This window comes from Bradymonas sediminis, assembly GCF_003258315.1.
Lineage (GTDB): Bacteria > Myxococcota_A > Bradymonadia > Bradymonadales > Bradymonadaceae > Bradymonas > Bradymonas sediminis.
The window spans coordinates 3,473,252-3,496,823 of sequence record NZ_CP030032.1 but is presented as its reverse complement, the minus strand read 5'-3'; the positions used below and the strand labels follow the sequence as shown (position 1 = coordinate 3,496,823).

11 protein-coding genes, 6 tRNA genes and 1 pseudogene are annotated in these 23,572 nt (G+C 62.2%); 13 read left to right on the top strand and 5 right to left on the bottom strand.

All coding sequences use genetic code 11. The features are described from left to right. Positions 1-34 precede the first annotated feature (34 nt). The 3 genes and pseudogenes from dnaK to DN745_RS13200 all read right to left on the bottom strand — a co-directional run. Positions 35-1,582: pseudogene (gene dnaK / locus DN745_RS13210) on the bottom strand (molecular chaperone DnaK); the annotation flags it as partial. A 162-nt stretch (positions 1,583-1,744) separates the two neighbouring features. Further along, complete coding sequence (locus DN745_RS13205; RefSeq protein ID WP_111335520.1) at positions 1,745-3,940, bottom strand: hypothetical protein; 2,196 nt, start codon at positions 3,938-3,940, stop codon at positions 1,745-1,747. A 16-nt stretch (positions 3,941-3,956) separates the two neighbouring features. Beyond that, positions 3,957-8,372: a tetratricopeptide repeat protein gene (locus tag DN745_RS13200; RefSeq protein ID WP_111335518.1), complete on the bottom strand. Its 4,416-nt coding sequence runs from the start codon at positions 8,370-8,372 to the stop codon at positions 3,957-3,959. Positions 8,373-8,679: 307 nt separating this feature from the next. Here DN745_RS13200 and DN745_RS13195 point away from each other — a divergent pair, with 307 nt between their 5' ends. From DN745_RS13195 to DN745_RS13135, 13 genes are all read left to right on the top strand, one after another. Next, positions 8,680-9,447 (top strand): metallophosphoesterase family protein, encoded by a 768-nt coding sequence (locus DN745_RS13195; protein ID WP_162687658.1) that lies wholly within the window; start codon positions 8,680-8,682, stop codon positions 9,445-9,447. Positions 9,448-9,654: 207 nt separating this feature from the next. Beyond that, positions 9,655-9,728: transfer RNA gene (locus DN745_RS13190), tRNA-His, on the top strand. 81 nt (positions 9,729-9,809) lie between these two features. Further along, a tRNA-Arg gene (locus tag DN745_RS13185) sits at positions 9,810-9,883 on the top strand. A gap of 82 nt (positions 9,884-9,965) precedes the next feature. Further along, positions 9,966-10,048, top strand: a tRNA-Leu gene (locus DN745_RS13180). A gap of 381 nt (positions 10,049-10,429) precedes the next feature. Next, positions 10,430-12,079 (top strand): trigger factor, encoded by a 1,650-nt coding sequence (gene tig / locus DN745_RS13175; RefSeq protein ID WP_111335514.1) that lies wholly within the window; start codon positions 10,430-10,432, stop codon positions 12,077-12,079. 259 nt (positions 12,080-12,338) lie between these two features. Further along, positions 12,339-12,944, top strand: coding sequence for an ATP-dependent Clp endopeptidase proteolytic subunit ClpP (gene clpP, locus DN745_RS13170; protein WP_111337677.1), 606 nt, complete (start codon positions 12,339-12,341; stop codon positions 12,942-12,944). A gap of 75 nt (positions 12,945-13,019) precedes the next feature. Beyond that, positions 13,020-14,279, top strand: coding sequence for an ATP-dependent Clp protease ATP-binding subunit ClpX (gene clpX / locus DN745_RS13165; protein ID WP_111335512.1), 1,260 nt, complete (start codon positions 13,020-13,022; stop codon positions 14,277-14,279). Positions 14,280-14,552: 273 nt separating this feature from the next. Continuing rightward, positions 14,553-17,084 carry an endopeptidase La gene (gene lon / locus DN745_RS13160; protein ID WP_111335510.1) on the top strand — a complete coding sequence of 844 codons (2,532 nt, stop codon included), beginning with the start codon at positions 14,553-14,555 and terminating at the stop codon, positions 17,082-17,084. A 139-nt stretch (positions 17,085-17,223) separates the two neighbouring features. Further along, positions 17,224-17,295, top strand: a tRNA-Val gene (locus DN745_RS13155). Positions 17,296-17,378: 83 nt separating this feature from the next. Next, positions 17,379-17,452, top strand: a tRNA-Asp gene (locus tag DN745_RS13150). 54 nt (positions 17,453-17,506) lie between these two features. Further along, a tRNA-Asp gene (locus tag DN745_RS13145) sits at positions 17,507-17,580 on the top strand. A 278-nt stretch (positions 17,581-17,858) separates the two neighbouring features. Further along, positions 17,859-19,118: a hypothetical protein gene (locus tag DN745_RS13140; protein ID WP_133621846.1), complete on the top strand. Its 1,260-nt coding sequence runs from the start codon at positions 17,859-17,861 to the stop codon at positions 19,116-19,118. Between the two features lie 57 nt (positions 19,119-19,175). Then, complete coding sequence (locus DN745_RS13135) at positions 19,176-20,708, top strand: hypothetical protein (RefSeq protein WP_133621847.1); 1,533 nt, start codon at positions 19,176-19,178, stop codon at positions 20,706-20,708. Positions 20,709-20,787: 79 nt separating this feature from the next. On the opposite strand, the gene DN745_RS13130 is transcribed toward DN745_RS13135, so the two are convergent. Together DN745_RS13130 and DN745_RS13125 are read right to left on the bottom strand one after the other, a co-directional pair. Next, positions 20,788-22,125 carry a serpin family protein gene (locus DN745_RS13130; RefSeq protein ID WP_111335504.1) on the bottom strand — a complete coding sequence of 446 codons (1,338 nt, stop codon included), beginning with the start codon at positions 22,123-22,125 and terminating at the stop codon, positions 20,788-20,790. Between the two features lie 82 nt (positions 22,126-22,207). Continuing rightward, positions 22,208-23,539 carry a serpin family protein gene (locus DN745_RS13125; RefSeq protein WP_111335502.1) on the bottom strand — a complete coding sequence of 444 codons (1,332 nt, stop codon included), beginning with the start codon at positions 23,537-23,539 and terminating at the stop codon, positions 22,208-22,210. Between the last annotated feature and the right edge of the window lie 33 nt (positions 23,540-23,572).

Here is a 23,572-nt window from a genome sequence, read left to right as displayed (position 1 = left end):
AGTCGGAGCGGCCGCCAAAAGGTCGGGGTCAGGCGGATTCCTGGCGCTTGATGGCGCGCTGCAGCTCCTCGTCGGACAGGCCCGAGTGCCCCTCGACCGTGATCGACTGGCTCTTATTGCTGTTGAGGTCGCGCGCGGACACGTTGACGATGCCGTCGGTGTCGAGCTCAAACGCCACCTCGATGCGCGGGCGCCCCTTGGGCTGCGGGGGGATGCCGGTCAGGTTAAACGTCCCCAGCAGCGCGTTGTCGCTGGCGACGGGCTCCTCGCCCTGGAGCACCGTGATGGTGACCATATCCTGGTTGGTCTCGGTGGTGGTGAAGACCTTGGTTTCGCGCGTGGGGATCGAGGTATTCTTGTGAATGATCGGGCTGAAGCGGTCCCCGGCGACCCGAATACCCAGGCTCAGCGGCGTCACGTCGAGCAGGATGACCTCCTTGACCTCGCCGCCCAGGATGCCGGATTGGATCGCGGCGCCCACGGCGACGACCTCGTCGGGGTTGACGCCTTTGCTTGGTTTCTGCCCGAAGATCTGCTCGACCTTCTCCTGGACTAGCGGCATGCGCGTCATGCCGCCGACCAGCAGCACGTCGCTGATGTCCTCCGGGGTCACCCCGGCGTCTTTCATGGCGGTGCGGCACGGCGCCTCGAGGCGCTCGATCAGGTGAAAGACCAGGTCGAGCAGCTGCGAGCGCGACAGCGCCAGCGACAGGTGGCGCGGGCCGTTATCGTCGACGGCCAAAAACGGCAGGTTGATATTGGTCTCGGTGAGCGTGGACAGCTCGCATTTGGCGTTCTCGGCGGCTTCCTTGAGCCGCTGAATCGCCATGCGGTCGCCGCTCAGGTCGATGCCAGACTCGTTCTTGAAGCGCTCGAGCAAGAATTTCAGGATCACCTGGTCGAAGTCCTCGCCGCCGAGCTGGTTGTCGCCGCAGGTCGCCGCGACCTCGAAGAGCCCGCCGCGCAGCCGCACCACGGAGACGTCGAAGGTGCCGCCGCCCAGGTCGAAGACGACCAGGTTGGCGTCGTCGGTTTTGGCGTAGCCGTAGGCCAGGGCCGCCGCGGTCGGCTCGTTGATGATGCGGCGCACCGTGAGCCCGGCGATCTTGCCGGCGTCTTTGGTCGCGCTCCGCTGGGCGTCGTTAAAATACGCCGGCACCGTGATGACCGCTTCGTTGATCTCTTCGCCGAAATAGTCCTCGGCGGTCTTCTTCATCTTGGCGAGCAACATCGCCGAGATCTCCTGCGGGCTATAGCGCTGGCCGTTGACCTGGACCCAGGCGTCGCCGTTGGTATTCTCCACGATCTCATAGGGCAGGGTGCTCGAGATCTCGCGCATGACCTCGGAGTTATATTTTTGCCCCTGCAGGCGCTTGATGTCGTAGACGGTGCGCTCGGGGTTGATGATCGCCTGGCGCTTGGCCTGCTGGCCGACGAAGCGCTCGTCCTCCTCGGTGAAGCCGATCATCGACGGGGTGGTGCGCGAGCCTTCCGAATTGGGCAAGACCAGCGGCGCGCGACCTTCGATCACCGCGACGCAGGAGTTGGTGGTTCCGAGGTCAATTCCAATTATCTTTCCCATGATCTTCTATACCTTGCAATGAACTTAATCGTGGTGTCGTGCGTGCGCGTCCTGCCCATATGGGGCGGTCAGATGACCGCAGAGCCGCTGCGTAAAGCCGTCGTTTGAGCTGCCTCCCGGAACCGATGCGATTTCCCTTGGGGCCGGTACTTTAGGTCGAAATCACTTCTTAAACAAGTTTTTCCAAAAGGGGGAGCTGTCCGCATTGCCGGCCTCGCCGTGGCGTTTCTCATAGAGGCGGATCGCGCGCAATGCGTCGCGAGATTTCGGGTTGAGTCGCAGGGCGATCTGGTAGTGGCGAAGCGCCTTTTTATGCTCCTCTTTGACCTTGAGCAGGTGGCCCATAAAGACATGGGCGTCGGGCAGGGATTGGCGGTCCTTAAACTCGATCGCTTTCTCCACCGTGCGCAGAGCGTCGTCGAGGTTAGCGGCGTCCTGCAAGAAGAGGAAGTAGCCGTAAAAGGTCATATATTTGCCGTTGCCCGGCTCCAAGTTATAGGCGGTGGCGAAGCGCTCGGCGGCCAATTTAGTGTTGTCGCCTTCGCGCCACGCGCTATAGCCCTCATTGAAGGCGTTGGCGGCGGTGTCGGCGGCGCGCAGCATCCCGGTATTTGACCTTCCGCCGCTGGAGTTGGTGCGGATTCGAGCAAGCTTTGCCCGCCGGTCGGCCTGGGACTCGGTGCGCGCGCGCGGCTTGGCGGCGATGATGGGGGTCGAGGGTTCGCGGCCCAGCCCGATGGGCGTGGCGCTGCGTTTGACCTTGAGGCGCTCGATCCGGGATTGGCGCGAACTGGTGGGCGCGGTCGCGTCGGCCCCGGCGGAGGGCGTCGCCTTGGGCTGCGAGAGCTTGGGGCGAGGCGCGTCGGCGCGCGAGGTGCTCGTGTGGGGCATCGCCCGCGGGATGGCCGGGCGCGTCGGCGCGGACTCAGACCCAAACGAGCGCGGGTTCCCCAGGCGCGGCCCGGGCGCGTGGTCCGCGGGCGTCGGCTCCGGGCGAGGCCGGCGCTGCTCGCCCTCGATCTTCATCAGCTCTTCGTAGGTGTCCTTGATGGTGATGAAGATCTCTTGGACCAGGCGCTTCACGTCGCCTGAAATGTTGCCGCCATACACGTCCGGATGGTGTTGCTTGACCATCTCATAGAATTTCGAGCGGATGATCTCACGCCCACAACCCTCCCACACGCCGAAGATCTCGTAGGGCGTGGCGTGCTCCAGGCGCTCCAAGAATTCGGTGAGTTCAGCCTCCAGGCTGGCTCGCCCGCTGCCGCGCGCCCGATACGCCTTGGAGTCCTTGGTCTGGGCGTCCACCTGTTGCTGGCGAAAGCGCGCGATCTCTCGGTTATATTGGATGCTGACGCTCTGGAAGGTCGGCTCCGCGCGAAGCGAGAGCAGGTCGGTCTCGACAGCATATAGCGCCGCCTGGAACCCCCGGGTCGCGTCGGCGCCCAGCGAGCCCAGCGCGCGCTCAAGGGTGGTCTGGCCGTCGCAGGCCTGCATAAACCGGTGCAAAATCGCCAGGTCCCGCAAACTCTCGGTGCGCGCCTGCCAGTGGTTGGTGCGCACCGGGAACGCGCGCATATGCGGCATCATCGCCTGCATGACCTCGCGCGATGGCATATGGCGCTCGATGCTCAGGTAGATAAATCGATACGGGTCTTCGGTCGGGCCGTCGGCGATCGGCTCGGGGGTGAAGCGATAGCTCCCGCGGCTCCACGCGAAGGATTTCGCCAGGGTCGACAGCGGCGAGTAGCGGGCGTCGTAGGGCCGGCGCAGTCGGCCCTCGAAGACCGGATAGTGATGCTCGAGGGTGTCGTGTTTTAGGAAGAGAGTGCCCGACGCCGCGGTGAACGCCAGGGTATAGAGCGCGCGCGCCAGGCTGACGTCGGCGAAGGTGCCTTCGCGGGCGGTGGTCAGGTGAACTTCAACCAGCAGCGGGCCGTGGCTGCTTTGGTTGACGTCCTGCTGGGGCGCGGCTTTGGTCGCGCTGCGCACGCACGCGTCGAAGGGGGCTTGCAGCGTCTCGGGGGTCGGCGGTTTGCCGTCGAGTTCGATCGCCGGGCCAAAGGAGGCCAGCGAGTCGATGAATTGGCTGGCACGCGCGGAGGGTTTGCGCAGAATCAACGACGCGATGGTGCTCTCTTTCTGGAGCACATTATCCAGCAAAATAAACGCATCGAGACCCTCGAGTTTCATGACCTCATAGTCGATGAAAACCGCGTCAAAATGCGTCTTAATAAGGATGTCGCGCGCATCCGCCCATTGGGCGGTCGCCTGGACGTCGAGGCGATGCGCCTGGGCACATTGCTCGACGCTGCGGCGCAGCGCGGCGTCATCGGTGATGAGAAATACATTCTTCATAGGTGCGTAAAACTACTTAAAGGCGACCGCCGAGTTCGTCGATCTGCTGAATAATTTCGCGCTTGGCTTTCGCCGTCACCGATTGCTTGTCCGCGACCAGGGTCAGGTACTTCTTGAACGAGTCGATCGCGGCGTTGCGCCGGTTCATTCGCTTATATAGGTAGCCCAGGGTCTGGAAGACCTCGGGGTCTTCGTAGCCGTAGCGCACCGCCAGCTGGAGGTGCTCGGCGCCCTTAACCTCGCGGTTGGTGTACATCAGCGCCATGCCGAGCTTGTACTGCACCTCGGCCTGCTCGGCGTCTAATTCCAGCGCGCGCTGGAAGTTGACGATCGCGTCTTCATAGAGCTTGTCGCGGAAGTCCGAGTTCCCCATGGCCACCAGGGCTTGGGTCATCTTCGGGTTGATGCGCAGCGCGGTGGCGATGTCCTCCTTGCCCTTCTTCGAGTAGCCAAGCTTGGAGAGTAACTCTCCGCGGCGCACGAATATTTCGGGGTTCTTCTGGCCGAACGCGGGGTCCACGACGGTCACCTTGCGGTACTCGTCGAGGGCCGAGGTGAGGCGCTTTTCAGCCTCGTAGGAGCGTCCCATCCAGTAGCGGTACTCGCCGTTCTCGGGCTTATAGTCCAGGACGTGGCGGAAGACCTTCATCGCCTGGGCGTAGTCTTGCTGGGCGAAGTCGGTGCGGCCCAGGTAAAAATAGGCGTCGTGGAAGCGCGTGTCGAGCTCGTAAGCCTTGATGAAGTCTTCGCGGGCGTTGTCGAAGTTGCCCTGGTCGAAATAGATCCGGCCGCGGATGAAGATATAATGCGGGTTGTCGGCGTGCTCGGCGACCACCGCGTTGATCTGGTCGACCGCCTTGGCGAAGTGGCGCGATTGGCGGTAGGCGTCGGCCAGATAAGCCGACAGGCGCAGGTCTTTGACGCCCTCGGCTTTGGCGCGCTCCAGGAGCTCGAGCGCCTTCTCGTTTTCCTGGGTGTCCAGGTACATGCGCGCCAGCGCCAGGCGCGCCGGCCAATAGTTGGGGTGGCGCTTAAGCGTGGCTGCGTAGCGCTGCTCGGCGAGGTCGCGCTGCTTGCTCATCTCGTAGAATTTGGCCACCTCGGTGCCCACCGCGGCGTCGATGCGCTCCGGCTCGGCCTCCACCGCCTTGATATGCTTCTGGGCGGCCTCCAGATCCTTGTCGGTGATCCAGATCAACTGGGCCAGCGCGGCGTGGGCCGACAAGAGGCTCGCGTCGATCTTCAGGGCCTGAGTCAGCGCCTTCTGGGCGTCGAAATAGGCGAGGCGGTCGCGGTGCAGTCGACCCAGATAGAGCGGGAAGCGGGCGTCTTCGGGGAAGAGCTTGGCGCCGCGCTGCAATTGCTCGGTCGCGTCATTCCACTTCTCCAGGCCCATATAGGCGCGCACGATGCCGAGCATCACGTCCGGGTTCTCGGCGCCCAGGTTCTTATTGGTGGTGAAGAAGTTGAGCGCCTCCTGGTATTTCTCGGCCGACATATATTGTTCGGCGAGGGCCTGGATCGTGTCGCTTCGGCTCACGTCGATGCTCAGCGCAGTGGTCAGCGCTTTGATGGCCTCGTCACTCTCCTGGCGGGCCACGTGAATCATACCTTGCAGGTGCAGGGCGCTGGCGCGCTCGCCGGGGGCGGCGAGGGCCTGGAATTTGTCGGTGACGCCGCTGAGCTCGGTCGACGCGTTATTGAGGTCGCCGCGCTCATAAAAGACTTCGCCGAGTTTAAGGCTCGAGGCGACGTGGCTCTCGGAGGATTTTAGGGCCGCCTTCCAGGTCTTAATGGCGCCGTCGATATCGCCGGTATGTGCCATCATCTGAGCGCGCCAAAACTGTGGAGCGGGCGCGTCGGGGCGAAGTTTCTGGGCGGCAGCCAGGGCGCTGTCGCCGCGCGCGGCGATGCGCTTGGCGGCGTCGTTCAACGGGGCATTGGCCTCATCGCGCTTGGCGACTGCCTCGGGGGCTTCGGCCGTCTCGGGCGCATCTTCTCCGCTGGCGGCTTCTTCGTTGGCGGCTTCTTCGTTGGCGGCTTCTTCGTTGGATCTGGCGACCTCGGTCGGCTCAGCTTCCTTCGCTGCTTCTGCCGTGTCCTGGACCGCGCGCGGCGCGGCGGCGCTTGCGTCGGCGGGAGCGAGCTGCTTCTCGACGGCGAGCGCATCGCCCATGCCCATCAAAAGATGGGCGAAATAGGCGATCTCGTCGTCTTCGTCGACCAATTGCTCAAGGTAGGCGCGGGCCGCGTCGGCGTTGCCATTCTGGGCCTCGAACGCCCCGCGCGCCAGCGCCTCCCATCCGCCGGCGGCGTCCGCAAGCGGTTTGGCCAGGGACTCCGCGTGCTGTTGGATATCGGCGTCATCATAGCGGCTCAGCAGCAGCGACTCGGCGAGCAACAGCTTCGCCTGGTCCTCGGCGCCGAGCTTTCCCTTGCGGGCGGTGTCGATGAGGGCGCGAAGTTCGCCGTAGGTGTCGCTTTGAACCGCGGCGAGATCGACGCGCGCAGGCGCCGCTTTCTGGGCGACGGGTTGTTCGACCTGTGCCGGCTCGGAGTTCGCAAAGCTATTGTAAACGCCGTAGCCAATGCCGCCTACGAGCATCACGCCCAAGAGGGAGAGGCCGACCATGGTCATGGTGCCGCGCTTCTTATCGGCGTCGACCGCCTCATCGCGCGTGACCTGCGCCGCGACGCCGCGGGACGCGGGCTGGCGCGGTTCCGAGCTCTCGGGGATGGGCGCCTCGGCGGCGAAGCGCGGCGCGGCGGCGGGCGCCGACGTGCTTTGGCCGCCGCTCCACTCGTCCTGCTGCCAATCGCTCGCGTCGTCGTGGCGCCCGGAGTCAAAGGCGTCCATGACCGGCGCGTCGCTCATCAAGTCGTCGCCCCATTCGCCCGACATGCCCGCCAGGTCGTCTTGTTGCGGCTGCGACGGCTCGTCGAGGAACGTGAAATTATCATCGTCCGACAGGAAGTCGTCGTTATTCTCGAGCAGATTCGACGAGTCATCCAGGTCGAGTCCGCTCGGCTCAAAGAGGTCATCGTCGGCGCCGAGCCCGGGGGCGGCGAAGAGGTCATCGTCGTCCTCCTCTTGGCCGGGGGCGTCGAAGAGGTCGTCGGCGCCGTCGCCAAAGGCGTTTGCGTCGAGGGCGCCGCCCATATCGAAGCCGGCGGCGTCGGACTCAACCGACGCGTGGTGTTGGGCGGGGACGTCGCTGGGGGCGTCAAAGAGGCTACTATTATTGTCTCGCGCGCCGAAGAGGTCGTCGTCGGCGGGGGCGTCGCCGAAGAGGTCGTCATCGGCGGGTGCGTCGCCGAAGAGGTCGTCGTCGGCGGGTGCGTCGCCGAAGAGGTCGTCGTCGGCGGGTGCGTCGCCGAAGAGGTCGTCGTCGGCGGGTGAATCCGCGAAGAGGTCGTCGTCGGCGGGTGAATCCGCGAAGAGGTCGTCGTCGGCGGGTGAATCCGCGAAGAGGTCCTCGTTGGGGCTCGGGTCGCCGAAGAGGTCGTTATTGTGGGTCCAGGACGTGACCTCCTGGGTCGGCAGATCGGGCAACTCTGCCTCCGCGGGCACCGGAAGTTCGTGCGCGCGGGTCGCCGGTAGATCGTCTTGAGTGCGCCGCCCGGGGAGGCTCTGCTGGGGGCCGGGGAGGTTGTCCGCCGCCTTGCTCTGCGGAAGCCCGCCGGCCGACGCCGGTAAACTCGGCGCAACACCGGGCAGCCCGGGCATGCCTTTGGGTTTTGGCAGGTTTGCCTTAAGGCTCGGGAGGTTAAGCTCCCGGCGCTTGGGCAACTGCGGAGGGCGTGTGGCCTTGTCAGAAGACGCGCTGCTCGGCGTCGGAAGCCCCGGCAGCCCGGGGAGTCGAGGCGATTGCGGCTTGGGCAGGTCGAGGCCGCTGCCGCTCGTCTGCGGGCGCGGCAACTGCGGCGGCGCGAGGCGCGGTAGCGCCGCGTCCTCGTCGGTCCCTTCGCTCTCATCGGCGTCCGCCCACGCGCCCAGCATGGTCCCGCCGGGGGTTGGGCGGCCAAATCCCTGGCTTGGAATCGGCGCGTTGTCGCGCTGGGCGATCGTGTGGGCCAGGTCGGCGAACGCCTCCACGTCGGCCAGGCCTTGCCAATCGGTCTGGTCTGGGGAGACCTCGGCGTCGACGCTTAGCTTGCCCGCGTCGAGCATGGCGCGGATCGCGCTCGTGTCGAAGGGCCCAAAGATCTTGCCCGTGGGGCGCTTGATGAAATAACGCACGCCGAAGCTGCTCGGCGCGCCGAGTCGACCGGGGCCACCGAACGCCGGCGGCGCGGCCGGGGCCGCGGCCTTCTTCGGGATATATAAAAAGGAGTGCGCGCACTGCGGGCAGCGTACGGTTAGGCCGTCGGCCGGTACGCGAGATGAGTCAACCGAAACCGGGGTCGAACAAGCGGGACAGGTTAAGTTCATAATGACCGCGTCCTTGATGCGTCACAGCGTCAGATTATATGTCGAGGAGGACCTGACAGCCGGGTAAGGGCTTAGGAGATGATAGTCGATTTCTACTTTACTTGCAGCGGTAGGTGTTGACAAGGAAATCGTTTGTCTTCTCGGGGAGCGCGGGCGCGCCCGCGGTTTTCGATGGCGTCGCATGTTGCAATGGTGCGGGGCGGCGCGCGCAGGCCCGCGCGCGAGATCCCGGGGTTTGTGCTCGGGCCGCGCTGGGGTAGTGTGCGCGGGTTCGCGCCGGTTTGTCGCAAAATTCGAGGATGAGCTTATGAAAATTGCTGTTGTCTCCGACCTGCATCTTGCACCCGATGGCGTGAATCGCTGCACCGCGACGCCCGCCGAGTTGCTCCACCTATTCGAGACGATCCAGGCAAGCGCCGACCGCGTGGTGCTCGCCGGCGACCTCTTCGACCTCGACCGGCCGCGCATGCTGGGCGGGTGGCGGGCGCAGTTGGCGCAATTATATCGCGAGCAGCCTGAATTATTAGAGAGAATGGAGGCGTTCGAGTGGTTGGTGGGGAACCACGACGCCGCGCTGTGTCGGCGCGCGGTGCCCCAGGAGCGCTGTGTGTTGGCCGACGGGCTGCGCGTGCTGATTCGCCACGGGCACCAATGGGATATGCCGCTAAAGAAGATGCCGGCGCTGGCGCCGAGCGCGAATTTTGTGGCCGGCTGGCTCCAGCGCGCCGACCTGCAGGGCGCGGCCAGCGCGCTCGGGCGGGCGCCGCTGGTCTTCGACCGCATGCTCAATAGGAATAAGAAGGGCGGGCGCGACCGACTGCTTGAGGGCGCGCAGGCGCTCCTGGTCGAGGAGGGTTGGGACGTCGTGGTCTGCGGTCACTCCCACGACCTTCGCCTGGTCGCCGGGGAGCACGGGCTCTTCGTGAACACCGGTTCGGTGTGCGAGGGGACGATCGACTGGGCGCTTATTGACACCGACGCCGCCGCGCCGAGCGTCACGTTGATGCGCGACGGTCAGTTGCATGAGCGCGCCGAGAAGCTTGCCGGGCGCTGGCAGTTGTTGAGCGCGACGTGATCCGAATACACCGCGCGGTGACGGCACCCCCCCCCGCGCCCGCCAGGCCGCAAAGAGGAGCGCGTTGGCGGGGGCGAAAGAATTTTGCATCTTTAAGATAAAATAATGCGAATATCTCTTGACACTCCGGATTTATAGAATTATGTTCCCGGCCCGGTCGCGAAGCAGGTTTGACCTGCACAAGTAGCGGCCAGGTTGGTTCTTATGGTGGGTGTAGCTCAGTTGGTTAGAGCGCAGGCTTGTGGTGCCTGAGGTCGCGGGTTCGACCCCCGTCACCCACCCTTTAGAACTTCCTCTTTTTGAAAATCTCACGCCCAACCTCATAAGATGAGGACCAAGGGTTGAGACGATAAAAAGAGCCAGCGCCCGTAGCTCAGCTGGATAGAGTACCGGACTTCGAATCCGATGGTCGTAGGTTCGAATCCTACCGGGCGCACTTTGTTTCAAGTTTATGTCAGGTAGCCGAGTTCGATTTATTTCGACTCGGCTTTCTTGTCGGAGGGTTGGGACATAAAACTGCGAGGGTGGCGGAATTGGTAGACGCGCTGGATTTAGGTTCCAGTGGATAATATCCGTGGGGGTTCGAGTCCCCCTTCTCGCATGAAGTATCAAAAACGATTGGTCAGTACGCCTTGTTTGAGCTCCGTATCCGTCATCTGGGTGCGGGGCTTTTATCGTTAAAGATGGCTTCTATAACCCGCTGCGGGCGCCTGGCGCGCGCGTCGGAGCGCGCAAAATCGTCGTGAGTGTGCTTGCACTTGGCGGGGGAACATGACAAAACGCGCACCGTAGTGATTTGAGGTCAGAATCTCGTCTTAAATTACGGCGTATTGAATTAAGTATTATTATGCAGGCGAGCGGGCGTGTGCGCGGTGTTCATCAGGGATGTCGCGAAGATTACGCCCTCGTTTTTTTAGGCATTGCCTTCCAAAGCTCGCCATAAAATTGCACTAACTCAACCCTACACATTTGAGGAGTTTCCATGCCTTACGAGGTGGAAGAAACCGGAAATCTCACCCGCCTGGTCACCGTGACCGTGCCGGCTGAAGAGCGTAAAAAGCGCGTCAACAAAGAGCTTCGCAAAATCGCCAAGACCGCGAAGATTCGTGGCTTCCGCAAGGGCGCTGTGCCCTTCGGTGAGGTGAAGAAGCGCTACGGCGCCGAAGTCGACCGCGACACGATCGAAGGCTTGGTCCGCGATTATCTCAACAAGATCGTTGAGGAGAGCGAGCAGGTTGTGTTGCACCTTGGGCGCCCGGAATTCGGCGACGCCGCGGCTGTGGCCGAAGGCGACGTGACGTTCACGGTCGACCTTGAGGTCCGCCAGGACGTCGACCCGGTCGGTTATCTCGGGCTCGAGCTTAAGAAAGAGAAGATCGAAGTCACCAGCGAGAAGGTCGACGAGCGACTCGAGCAGCTGCGTGAGCGTTACGCGACGCTTGAGCCGATCTCGGGGCGCAAAAAGATCGCTGAAGGCGACGTGGTCACCTTCGACTACGAGGCGCAAGGCGCTGAAGAGAACGAAGAGCTTGCCAACTTCAAAGGCAAGGGCGGCCAGGTTGAAATCGGCGGCAAAGGCGGCTCGATCCCCGGTCTCGAAGAGGGTCTCACCGGGCTCGCCTTCGACGCCACCAAGGTCATCGAAGTCACCCCGAACGAGAACTTCGGCATCGCGTCGCTCGTCGGCGAGGCGATCTCGCTTGAAGTGACCGTCACCGAGGTGAAGCATAAGGTGCTCCCCGAGCTCGACGACGACTTCGCCAAAGACACCGGTCAGGCCGAGACGCTTGACGAGCTGCGCGAGAAGTTGAGCGAAGAGATCGAGAAAGGCCTCGAGCACGACGCCATGCACTCGCTGCAGTCGCAGGTCCTCGAGAAGCTTATCGAGCAGAACGAGATCGAGCTTCCGCCGAAGTTCGTCCAGGAGCAGCTGGACAACGAGCGCAACCAGCGCCTTCGCGCGCTTCAGCAGGCGATTCAGCAGGGCATGAACCCCGCGTCGCTGGGCATCGACCTTGAGACCTATGCCGATCCCGAGGCGTTCCGTCCGGACGTGGAGAAGGGCATTTGCGTCGACTTCCTCCTCACGGCGATCTTCGAGAAAGAGGAGCTTAAGCTTGAGGAAGCCGACCTGATGGCGACCATCGAGCACCAGGCCATGCACCAGCGCGTGCAGCCGCAGCAACTGCTCCAGCAGCTGCTGCAGGACCAGAACGGCATGGCGCAGATCCAGCATATGGCGATGCTCGAGAAGACCCGCATCTTCCTGGTGGAGAAGGGTGAGATCGAGGAAGTCCCGGCTGGCTCGCTGAGCGAAGAGGCTGAAGAGAAGCCGAAGGCAAAAGCCAAGAGCAAGGCCAAGCCGAAAGCCAAGGCGAAGTCGAAGTCCAAGACGACCAAGAAAAAGGCCGACAAGGACGCCGAAGAGAAGCCGAAAGCCAAGGCGAAGTCGAAGTCCAAGACGACCAAGAAAAAGGCCGACAAGGACGCCGAAGAGAAGCCGAAAGCCAAGGCGAAGTCGAAGTCCAAGACGACCAAGGCCAAAGCTGAGAAGAAAGAAACCAAGCCGAAAGCTAAAGCGAAGTCGAAGTCCAAAGCGACCACGACCAAGAAAAAGGCTGACAAAGAATAAGGCTTGACCGGGGCGAGCGCGGCTCTTTATGCGCCGCGCTCGCCCCATTTTTTTGTCTAATAATTGGCCTGCGCTCCCATGCGACTCCAGTCAATTCTTGCACCGCGTCGCCTTTTATGGTGGAGTCCGTGGTGCATTATCGTTTATGGGAAGAATACGGGCCGACGGCTGGTTCGTCTTAAGCAGGCGCGTCGCAACGTCGATGATTTGGCGGCGCTCGATTCATTTATATTTTTTAGAAAACTGGCGGCTAAAGATTATGGCTTTTTTACCTCGCGTTATCGAACAGACTCACCGTGGTGAGCGCGGCTGGGATATTTATAGCCGTCTGCTTAAAGATCGGATCGTTTTTCTGGGCACCCAGGTCAACGATATGGTGGCCAATACGATCATCGCGCAGTTGCTCTATCTTGAGAGCGAGGACCCGGACAAAGAGATCTCGCTCTATATCAACTCCCCCGGGGGTAGCGTGACCGCGGGGTTGGCGATTTACGATACGATGCAATATATCAAGCCGGAGGTCTCCACGATCTGTCTGGGGCAGGCCGCCTCGATGGGCGCGGTGCTCCTGAGCGCCGGCGCGCCGGGCAAACGCCTGGCACTGCCCAACGCCCGCGTGCTGATTCACCAGCCGCTGATGGGCGGGCTGAGCGGGCAGGCGACCGACATCGACATCCAGGCGCGCGAAATTTTAAAGCTGCGTGAGACGTTAACTGACATATTGGTGCGCCATAGTGGTCAGACCAGCGAGCGCATCTCAAAAGATACCGAGCGCGATTATTTTATGACCGCCGATGAAGCCGCCGAATACGGGATTATCGACCGGGTGATTGACGCCCAGCGACTCAAAGACCCGTCGGCCTAAGGCATCCTCAAGAATCACCCCGTGTCGATGCAGCCGCTCACTGAGCGGCGCGACACGCCCGAAAGGACACACGAGATGACGACGAGAAATGACGGCGCGCACTCCAATTTGTGCTGCTCGTTCTGCGGCAAAAGCCAGCACGAAGTTCAAAAACTCATCGCCGGACCGACGGTCTATATCTGCGATGAGTGCATTGGCCTGTGCGGACATATTATCGACGAAGAGGTCGAGCGCGAGGGCGGTGGCGTGAGCTATGGGGATGTCCCCAAGCCCATGGATATCAAGGCCACCCTCGATCAATATGTGATCGACCAGGAGCGGGCCAAGAAGATCCTCTCGGTCGCGGTGCACAACCATTATAAGCGCATCAGCAGCCGCGTGGACGCCGACGAAGTCGAATTGCAGAAGTCGAATATTCTGCTGATCGGCCCCACCGGTTGCGGCAAGACGCTGCTGGCCCAGACCCTGGCCCGGCTGCTCGACGTGCCGTTCACCATCGCCGACGCCACCAGCCTCACCGAGGCGGGGTATGTCGGTGAGGATGTCGAGAATATTATCGTCAACCTGCTGCAGGCAGCCGATCACGACGTCGAGCGCGCCAGCCGCGGCATTATCTATATTGACGAGATCGACAAGATCGCGCGCAAGGGCGAGAACCCCTCGATCACCAAGGACGTCTCGGGCGAGGGCGTGCAGCAGGCGCTGCTGAAGATCATCGAGGGCACCGTCGCCTCGATCCCGCCCAAGGGCGGGCGCAAGCACCCCCAGCAGGACTTCCTGCAGATCGACACCACCAATATTCTCTTCATCTGCGGCGGCGCGTTCAGCGGCCTCGAAGAGATCATCACTCAGCGTATTGGTGACCGTCGCCTCGGGTTCGGCGCCGACGTCAGCCAGAATAATAAGGAGCTTGACGCGACCGAGTTGCTCGCCGAGATGCAGCCCGAAGACCTGATGAAATACGGGCTTATCCCCGAGTTCGTCGGCCGCCTACCGGTCATCGCTACCCTCGACGAGCTCGACGAGGACGCGTTGATGCAGATCCTCACCCAGCCCAAGAACGCGCTGGTGAAGCAGTACCGCAAGCTCTTCCGCATCGACGGCGTGAACGTCAGATTCGAGGACGACGCGCTGCGCGCGGTGGCCAAAAAGGCGCTGGGTCATAAGACCGGCGCCCGCGGGTTGCGCACGATTCTGGAGCGCGTGATGCTCGAGTTGATGTACGAGGTGCCGGGCCGCGAGGACTTCGACGAGATCACCATCACCAAGGAGATGGTCGAGCAGGCCGACAGCGCCACCCTCGACTTTGTCGAGCCCAAGGCCGAGAGCGCCTGAGTCCAGTGAAGTGATTGCCAGCCGGGATATCATCGATATCCCGGCTTTTTTGTGCCGAATTCAGCAATTTCTTTGCTACATGGCGCCCGCCGCGTTATCACTAGAGTTGATAAAATCGCGCCTTGCCTGCCGATTTTCGCACCTGTCTTTTTGAACCCACTCGGCCCAGCACCCACAATAATTTTTGGAGGAAGGTCACCCCACGCCGTGGGCAGCGCCGCCCCTGGAAATTTTGGCGTCCTGGACTGCTCCGCCCGATGAATCGAGGAAATCATGTCGTCTTCTCAAGATTCGAATAACTCCGCGGATACCGCGATTCGCCGTCTTCCGTTGCTGCCGCTGCGAGATATCATCGTCTTTCCGGGGCGAGTGGTGCGCCTCTTTGTTGGGCGAGATAAGAGCATCCAGGCGCTCGAAGAGGCGATGAACGCCGACAAAGACATCGCCCTGGCCGCCCAGATTAAATCCAAGACGAATAACCCCACCCAGGACGATATTTACGCCGTGGGAACCGTCGGGCGCATCGTGCAATTGCTGCGGCTGCCCGACGGCACCGTGCGGGTGCTCGTGGAGGGGCGGCGTCGCATGAAGATCGCCTCGTTCGCCAAGGACGAGCCGTATTTTGAGGTGGACGTGCGCGAGGTTCAGGACGTCAGCGCGAGCCAGACCTCGAGTGACGCCCAGCTTGAGATCGACCGGCTCATCGCGCGGGTGCGCGCAGGGTTTGAGCGCTATGTGCAGATTAATAAACGCGTCCCCCCGGAGATGCTCTCGCACGTCGCGCGAGTGAGCGACCCGGGCAAGCTCGCCGACCTTGTGGTGGCCCATATCTCGCTGAAGCTCGCCGAGAAGCAGGAGATCCTGGAGGCCTTCGACCCGCTGGAGCGCCTTGAGAAGCTCGACATTTTGATGAAGGCCGAGCAGGAGAGCCAGAAGGCCGACGAGGATATTCGCCGTCGGGTCAAAAAGCAGATGGAGCGCTCGCAGCGCGACTTCTACGATAAGTCCAAAGACGGCGGGTCGCGCAAGTCCTGGAGCAATAAGAAGACGCAATTCGACGATGAGTTTGAGGAGTTGGAGACCCGCATCGCCGAGAAAGAGCTCCCGGAGGAAGCGCGCGAGCGCCTCGATAAGGAGATGGCGAAGCTAAAGTTGATGGGCCCGATGAGCGCCGAGGCGACCGTCGTGCGAAATTATATCGACTGGGTGCTCGCCTTACCCTGGGGCGAGATGACCGAGGACCGTATCGACGTCGAAGAGGCCGAGGCGATCCTTGACTCGGACCATTTCGGCATGGAGAAGCCCAAGGAGCGCATCCTCGAGCACCTCGCCGTCCAGGCGCTGGTCGACACGCCGCGCGGGCCGATTCTGTGCCTGGTCGGGCCCCCCGGCGTCGGTAAGACCTCGCTTGGGCGCTCCATCGCGCGGGCGACGGGGCGAAATTTTGTGCGCCTGAGCCTCGGCGGCGTGCGCGACGAGGCCGAGATTCGTGGGCACCGGCGCACCTATGTCGGGTCGATGCCCGGAAAGTTGATTCAATCGCTGAAGCGCGCGGGCTCCTCCAACCCGGTCTTCTTGCTCGACGAGATCGACAAGATGTCGACCGACTTCCGCGGCGACCCGTCGGCCGCGTTGCTCGAGGTGCTCGACCCGGAGCAGAACGCGACCTTCTCGGACCACTATCTGGACCTCGATTACGACCTCTCGCGGGTCATGTTTATCTGCACTGCCAACGATTTGAGCAGCATCCCTGCGCCGCTGCGCGACCGCATGGAGATCATCGAATTGGCCGGGTATACCGACCGCGAAAAGGTCCAGATCGCCCGGCGCTATCTGATCAATAAGCAGCAGGAGAATAACGGCATCTCCCAGGTCGATGTGACCCTGGACGACCCGGCGGTGATTCGGGTGATTGAGGATTATACCCGGGAGGCGGGCGTTCGAAACCTCGAGCAGAAGCTCGGCTCGATCTTTCGAAAGGTCGCGCGCAAGGTGGTCTCGGGCGGCGACGAGAGCAGCTATCATATTGGGCCGCAGCACCTGGAGGATTATCTCGGGGCGCCGCGCTTTCGCAAACGGGAGTTGGAGCAGAGCGACGAGGTCGGGCTGACCAACGGCATGGCCTGGACCCAATTTGGCGGCGTGATGCTGCACGCGGAGGCGACCGTGATGGCCGGCAGCGGCAAGGTCTCGATCACCGGCAAGCTCGGCGATGTGATGCAGGAGTCGGCGCGCGCGGCGATCACCTATGTGCGCACCCGCGCCGAGAACCTGGGGTTGCGCCCGGACTTCCACACCCGCGTCGATATGCATGTGCATTTCCCCGAGGCTGCGCTGCCCAAAGATGGTCCCTCGGCCGGCGTTACGATGGCGACCAGCCTTGTCAGTGCCCTTTGTGGCATTCCGGTGCGCCGCGACGTCGCCATGACCGGGGAGATTACGCTGCGCGGGCGTGTGCTCGCTGTGGGCGGGCTCAAAGAGAAGTTGCTGGCCGCGCACCGCGCGGGCATCAAAAAAGCGTTGATTCCTGGGCCCAATCGCAACGACCTGGGTGAGATTCCCGACAGCGTGCGTGAGGCCATGGAAATCGTCCCGGTTGAGAGCATTGATGAGGTGCTCGGTCACGCCCTGGTTTTGGCGGATCCGGCCGAATTCTTGCGCCGCCTGCGCCGACCGCTGGCGGATTTGCAAATTCGTCAAATCGAATCTGGCGAATTTGGACTTCAGCCAGGCGAGGCCGAGGGATTCGGGGATCGCGAAGATCGTCAGAGTGTACGGCATTTGGACGATTCTCCGATTCATTAAGGCCCAAAACAGCCCTGAAACGCCGCTTTTTTAAGAATTGAAAAAAAAGATGGCAAAATGAATAAATACTACTTGACGAACCAGGGGACCTACCGTAGGTTCCGTTTCGCTTCGACGGAGAGTTACTAACTCATCCGGAGGGCGCATAGCTCAGCGGGAGAGCGGCTGCCTTACAAGCAGTAGGTCCCTGGTTCGATCCCAGGTGTGCCCATGTCTTCCGAGCAGATGTTCTCAGATGCTTGGGGACAACTTGAGTGAGAGCAACATCTTTCGAGATGACAATTTAGTGGATACGGGGCGGTAGTTCAGTTGGTTAGAACGCTGGCCTGTCACGCCAGAGGTCGCGAGTTCGAGTCTCGTCCGCCCCGCTTGTTTCACCCCCTTCCGCTAAGTTTTTGAGTTGCTCGATGCAAACCCCGAAAGGGGCGGTAGTTCAGTTGGTTAGAACGCTGGCCTGTCACGCCAGAGGTCGCGAGTTCGAGTCTCGTCCGCCCCGCTTTAGAGCCGAATATTTGCCCGCATAGGGTCGATATTCGGCTCTTTGCTTTTCTTGGTTTCGAGTGCCAAAATGCGGGGGGGAGCGCGTAGTGCTTGTTTGACACTGCGAGCGTGAGTCGAGTATGTTTTGGCCCAAGTTATGTGAATGTTGGATGCATGAATGACGCTGGAAGCACCATCGAGTTAGGCTCGGAATCTAAAGTTCTAAATGGGTGTACGGCGCGCGTTTTCAATAAGGGATTAAGAATGGTTGCAGTTAAAAAAATCGTGCAGTTTATGACACTGCTTTGTGCCGGCAGCATTCTTTGCTTGAGTGGCTGCGGCGGCGGGGCCGACGCGACCGGTGAGACGGTCTTCGTCTACGTGCTCAACGGGTATCCTGGCAGCAGCAAGCTGACGCTCTACGGGCCGACCGGCAAACTCGCCTCGGGTCTGCCATTTGGCCAGCGCACCGAAGAGGCGGTGGTCTTGGACCGAAACACAAACTCCAACCAATTCGTGCTGATGATTGACGGCGCGCCGACCACCATTGAGTTCAGCAAGGAGCTCTTCACCCTGTACCCGCAAGAGACCGCGACGATGGTGATCAGTCGGCGCTCGGGAGAGGCGGCAGGCAATGCATCGCTCTTCCGGAATACGCGTACGTTCAGCCCGACCTGTGTGGCGTCGTTTGCCAACTCCTTGTCACTCAACAACGCCTATATGCCCACCGAACTTCTGTCGTATTCATATCAGACGGAATGGGAGGTCCCCCGGCAGACCTACTACGAAGCGTCGAAAGAGCAGACCGCTGAGACCCGTTGTGGTGAGACCCCGATTCGCCAGGACGACCGCGACCAGCGCGACGTGCTGATCGCTCGCGTGAATGATGACCCCTGGTTCTTCCCGGTGACCGACGACGAAAACTATCGGTTGGTCTGGGGCCAGCGCATCGTGGACCCGCGCACCAATCAGAACCTGTCCGCCGGGTTGATTCGTGGCGGCATTGTTCGCGCGTATCGCGATAGTGAGGAATTCAGAGATTGCATGTCGGCGGCGGTCTCGGTCGCTGAGGAAGAAGAGCAGACCGACCCGAACGCTCCGCCCGCCGAAGAATGTCCCGCCCCCACGGGGCCTGGTGGGTTGCTCGACGAGTCCCAGGTGGTCTGGGATGAAATCGCTGTCCTGGACTGCCACGATACCCTCGACTATTCGGGGTTCCCGGTGACTCCCGGTGCCGAAGACTCCTACACCGCGTTTACGCAGCCGATACGCACCGTTGGCGGCGAGCAGATGTGTGGGTATACGGTGCGAATTCGTACACCTGAGCAGGATTTGATCTTCCAAAACCATGACAACACCGTGCCGAATTATATCGACAATATCGGTGGTTTCGTGCAGGTCGACGCGACCTATCCCATCGGAGAGCATCATTATTTTGTTCTCTTCGGCCGCCCGGTGAATCCGTTCGTGACTCAGTGGAACACCGCTGCCGAGGCGATCTTCTCCGATGGCGGTGACTTCCCGTATCCCGACGATGCGGTTCCAGCATACTGACCTTAGATTATGACGTATCTTTTGCAGGAAAGTGGACGAGTGATTCGAAACAATCGCATGGGATTACTCGTCCGCTTTGGAGCAATCGCGCTAACCCTGTCGCTCGCGGCAGGGTTTTCTGCGTGTACAGAGGCGCCGCAGGCTGAGACGCCCGCGGCGCTGCGCCCCTTGCAGCCGCTTGTCTACACCGAGCAGCCCACCCTGACGCCGGAAGCGTCTGGCGTGCGGGAGCGGCGCATGCTGCGCCAATATGAGCAGGGGGCCAGCGCCAGCGGGAGCTGGGGGGCGGCCCTTGGGGCGCAGGGCGCCAAGCGCGCGCCGATCCCGGACGCACAGGCGTTGGGTGAGGCGGTCTTTAAGGCGCTCGTCGAGCGCGACGAGGCCGGCTGGGACGCGCTCTTTGTCGCCCCCGAAGATTACGCCGGCCTGGTGCGCGTAGACCTGAAGGATGCGCGCAAATTCGTCGACACGCTCCAGGCGTCGAGCCTGGAAGTCTGGCGAAATTTTGAGCCGGGGCTGGCGTCCGAGGCCCCCGACGGCGGCTGGGGCTCGGTGCTTGAGTTCGTCGAGCTTGAGCTCGGGCAGGGGCGCCGGGTTGACGGGCCGGTCGCCGAAGAGGGCGATGTGGTCGCCCAGCATTGGGGTAATATTCTTAAGCTGAAGTTGCGCGGCAGTGATCTTGTCTTCGAGCTGCGGATTCGAAAGATTCTGCGCATTCAATCATCGGTCCGCACTCCCGGCGCCTCCACGCTGAGCCTGGGCTCGGCGGTCGAGATGAGCCCGCTGCTCGACAGCTACGCCCGCGCCGGTCTGCACCTGAAGCCCGAGCTGCTCGAGACCCGTGAGTATCCCTATCCGCTCGCGGTTGGGAACTTTTGGCGCTATCACCGCAGCCGGGTGACCCCCAAAAACGCCGCGTCTGACTCACCTTCGTCAGCGAGCGCCGAGGGAGCGCCGACCGCCGAACAGGGCGCAGGTGTCGCGCTCGACGCCGACTCATTGCAACCCGACACCCTCGCCCACCCGCCCGCGTCGACCGCCCTCGCCGCGACCGAGACCCTTCTCGAGGTCGTCTCCGTCGATCGCTACGGCAGCCGGCGCCTGGTGACGCTTCGCCGCTCTTATAACGACGAGGCCTTGAGCACGAGCTATGAGTATTTCTTGCTGCTCCCCAAGCGCATCTATCAATGCTCCTCGGCGTGCCGCGCGCGCATCAAAGACCTCGCCTGGTTGTTGGCATATCTGGACCGCGAGACCCCGATTTACGTCTTTCCGCTGAGCCTTAACGAGGCCTGGGGCGCCGGGGGTGAGCTGCGCGCTGAGTCCGGCTCCGACGGGGCGAACTCGGTCTTTGAGGTGGGCTCGGATTGGCGCGATGTGAGCACCCCCGCGGGCACCTATACCAACACCGTTGAGATTCGCGGGCTCGGGCCACTGAGCAGCATCAGCAGCTACTACCGCGGCCGTGAGCACACGCGGTATTTCGCCCACGGTCACGGTCTGGTCCAGCGGGTGCTGCGCGAGACGAGCGCGGGCGGGGTGGACACCGTGGTCGAGAAGCTCGTGGAGTCTCGGATCATGCCGCGCTAAAAAGTCAGCGAATATGAGGAGCCGAGTCGGTAAAAAAATGCCCCCAGGAATGGGGGCATTTTGCGATCTGGGGGCGCGCTTATTGGGCGGCGTTGGGCTCCAAGACCCGACCCACGAAGAGTAAGCTGCCGGTCTGGTTCGCGCGAATCATGAAGATAAAGGGCTTGTCTGCGCGGAACTCAACCGGCTCTGGGGGCTCCGAGCCCGGGCCGACGACCACCGCGGTCGCAGCGGCGGCCTCGGTGCCCTCTTCATCGACGGCCACAAATGCCTGGTGAACCACGTCGCTGACCATGAGCTCGCGGGTGCCGGTCATGCCAGAGAGGTCGGCGTCGTCCGAGAACGCCTCGGTCATCCCCATATCTTGGAGTGTCTCGCCGAGCGGAAGGTCCAATTTGAACTCAAATTTTGGCAGCGTCACGGTGGTGTTTTGGACCGAGAGCGCGTCGACCGTCGCGCTGAGGGTGGCGGCGTCGAGGTTCTGCTCAAAAGCCGCCAGGTCCTCGGGCAGCAGGATGAGCATCGACACGTCGCCCCCATCATAGGGGAGCTCTACCGCCTGGTACCCCTCCATTTGCGCGTATTTTAAGAAGTTGGTTTGCTCCATCAAATCGACCTGGAGCGTGGAGTTATCCACCCGGGTGAACTCGCCCGCAGCGGTGTCGTTCTTCTCGAAGGCGTGAAGCCAGGAGGCCTTGAAGAAGATCGCGTTGGTCAGCACCAGGCGCGTGTCTTTGGTGATGACGCCCGCGGGGATCAGATCTTTGATGCGGTCGTTGGTCTGGTCTTCGACCCAGCCGTTGATGGTCTGGCGCGACGCTTCGTGCGCCCCATTGAAGTCCAGCGTATGGAGACCAGCGCCGTAATTCAGCGCGAGGGTGTCGAGGAATGCCTCCTCAAAATGATAGCCGGTTTGTCCCCAGATGGAGTTCGCGACCGCCAGCTCGAAGGGCTCCGAGCCCTCGTTAAACGGCGTCTCGCCCAGGTTCATCAGGTGGGCGTCAAGCCAGTTGAACGCGGGGTGAACCTGGTCTTGCTGGGTATTTAGGTGCAGGGTCTCGGCCATCTGCGCGGCCGTTTCGCCGCGCGCGCCGGCGTAGGTCATGGCGAGCGCCTCGGAGATGCTAAATGGCGAGTAAAAGAGGTTCTTATCCTCGCCGGCGATCTCGCGATACAGGTCCAGGGCGAAGTCGGTATTGCCCGCCACAAGCGCCTGTCGGGCGCTCTCGGAGACCTGCGGGTTCGCGACGCGTTGCTTGTCCGAGCGAACTTCGCCGGGGGCGCCTTCCGAGGGGTCGGGTTGGGTGTCCGCTTGCGCTGCGTCCTGGCAGCCAGCGGCACCTGCGCCCAATCCACCGGCGAGGAGCAGCGAGAGAAGTGGGGCGCTCAGGCGAGCCCGAAGAGAGTATTTTTGCATTGCTTATACCAGGTTTGAGTGTCAGGCGGGGGGCAAAACTTCGCCCCGGGCGGCAGCGCCCGGGGCGAAGGATGTGTCGGGGTTATTCGGCGGCGTTCGGCTCCAGAACGCGGCCTACGAAGAGCAGGCTGCCGGTCTGGTTTGCGCGGATCATGAAGATAAAGGGTTTGTCGACGCGGAAATCGACCGGCTCCGGTGGCACCGAGGTGGCGCCGCCGATCACGGCGGTCGCCGCGGCGGCTTCGGTGCCCTCTTCATCGACGGCGACGAAGGCCTTGTGGACCACGTCGCTGATGACCAGGTCGCGGGTGCCGGTGATGCCCGATAGGTCCGCGCTGCTGCTAAACGCGTCGGTCATACCCATGTCCTGCAGGGTCTGCGCCAGCGGCAGGTCGAGCGTGTATTCGAATTTCGGCAGCGTGATCTTGGTGTAGGTATTCTCGAGCGCCTCAATCGTGGCGCTGAGCGTTGCCGAATCCAACCCTTGCTCAAAGGCCGCCAGGTCTTCGGGCAAGAGGATAAGCATCGAGACGTCTCCGCCATCGTAGGGGAGCTCGAGCGCCTCGAAGCCGTCCATCTGCGCATAGCTCAAATAGTTGGTCTGCTGCATCAAGTCGACGCTGAGCGTCGAGCCGTCGAGCTTATTGAAGTCGCCCGCCGCGGTCATGCTCTCCTCAAAGGCGTAGAGCCAGGATGCCTTGAAATAGATCGCGTTGGTCAGGACCATCCGGGTGTCCTGGGTGATCGCGCCCTCCGGTATCAGGTCTTTGATGCGCTCTTTTGTTTTATCTTCAACCCATTGGTTGATGGTCTGACGCGACGCCTCGGGCGCCTCGATAAAGTCCATCGTGTTGAGGCCCGCGCCGTAATTCAGGGCGAGGGTGTCGAGGAAATCAGCCTCGAACTGATAGCCAGCCTGCCCCCAGATGGAGTTCGCGACCGCCAACTCGAAGGGGTGTGAGCCTTCGTTGGTCGGCGTCTCACCCAGGTTCATCAGGTGGGCGTCGAGCCAGTTAAACGCCGGGTGCACCATCGCCTGGTCGGCGTTCAGGTGCAGGGTGGCGGCCATCTGCGCGGCGGTCTCGCCGCGCGCGCCGGCATAGGTCATCGCCAGGGCTTCCGAGATGCTAAACGGCGAGTAGAAGAGGTTGGCGTCTTGGGCGGCGATTTCGCGGTAGAGGTCCAGGGCGAAGTCGGTATTGCCCGCCACCAGCGCCTGGCGCGCGCTCTCGGACACGTCCGGGTTCGCGACGCGCTGCTCATCCGAGCGAACCTCGCCGGGTTCGGTCTGCTCGGGTTTCGTATCCTCCTGGGCCGCGTCCTCGCAGCCGACCAGGGCTGCGCCGAAGCTGCCGGCCAGGAGTAATGAGAGCAGGGGGGCGCCGAAGCGGGACTGAAGTGAGTATTTTAACATTTGCGTTCTCCAAAATGATGATGGATGCAGATT

Excerpts from the sequence above, each read along its gene's own strand:
- DN745_RS13205 (WP_111335520.1), bottom strand. The coding sequence starts at position 3,940 with ATGAAGAATGTATTTCTCATCACCGATGACGCCGCGCTGCGCCGCAGC.
- DN745_RS13200 (WP_111335518.1), bottom strand. The coding sequence starts at position 8,372 with ATGAACTTAACCTGTCCCGCTTGTTCGACCCCGGTTTCGGTTGACTCA.
- DN745_RS13195 (WP_162687658.1), top strand. The coding sequence starts at position 8,680 with ATGAAAATTGCTGTTGTCTCCGACCTGCATCTTGCACCCGATGGCGTG.
- tig (WP_111335514.1), top strand. The coding sequence starts at position 10,430 with ATGCCTTACGAGGTGGAAGAAACCGGAAATCTCACCCGCCTGGTCACC.
- clpP (WP_111337677.1), top strand. The coding sequence starts at position 12,339 with ATGGCTTTTTTACCTCGCGTTATCGAACAGACTCACCGTGGTGAGCGC.
- clpX (WP_111335512.1), top strand. The coding sequence starts at position 13,020 with ATGACGACGAGAAATGACGGCGCGCACTCCAATTTGTGCTGCTCGTTC.
- lon (WP_111335510.1), top strand. The coding sequence starts at position 14,553 with ATGTCGTCTTCTCAAGATTCGAATAACTCCGCGGATACCGCGATTCGC.
- DN745_RS13140 (WP_133621846.1), top strand. The coding sequence starts at position 17,859 with ATGACACTGCTTTGTGCCGGCAGCATTCTTTGCTTGAGTGGCTGCGGC.
- DN745_RS13135 (WP_133621847.1), top strand. The coding sequence starts at position 19,176 with ATGGGATTACTCGTCCGCTTTGGAGCAATCGCGCTAACCCTGTCGCTC.
- DN745_RS13130 (WP_111335504.1), bottom strand. The coding sequence starts at position 22,125 with ATGCAAAAATACTCTCTTCGGGCTCGCCTGAGCGCCCCACTTCTCTCG.
- DN745_RS13125 (WP_111335502.1), bottom strand. The coding sequence starts at position 23,539 with ATGTTAAAATACTCACTTCAGTCCCGCTTCGGCGCCCCCCTGCTCTCA.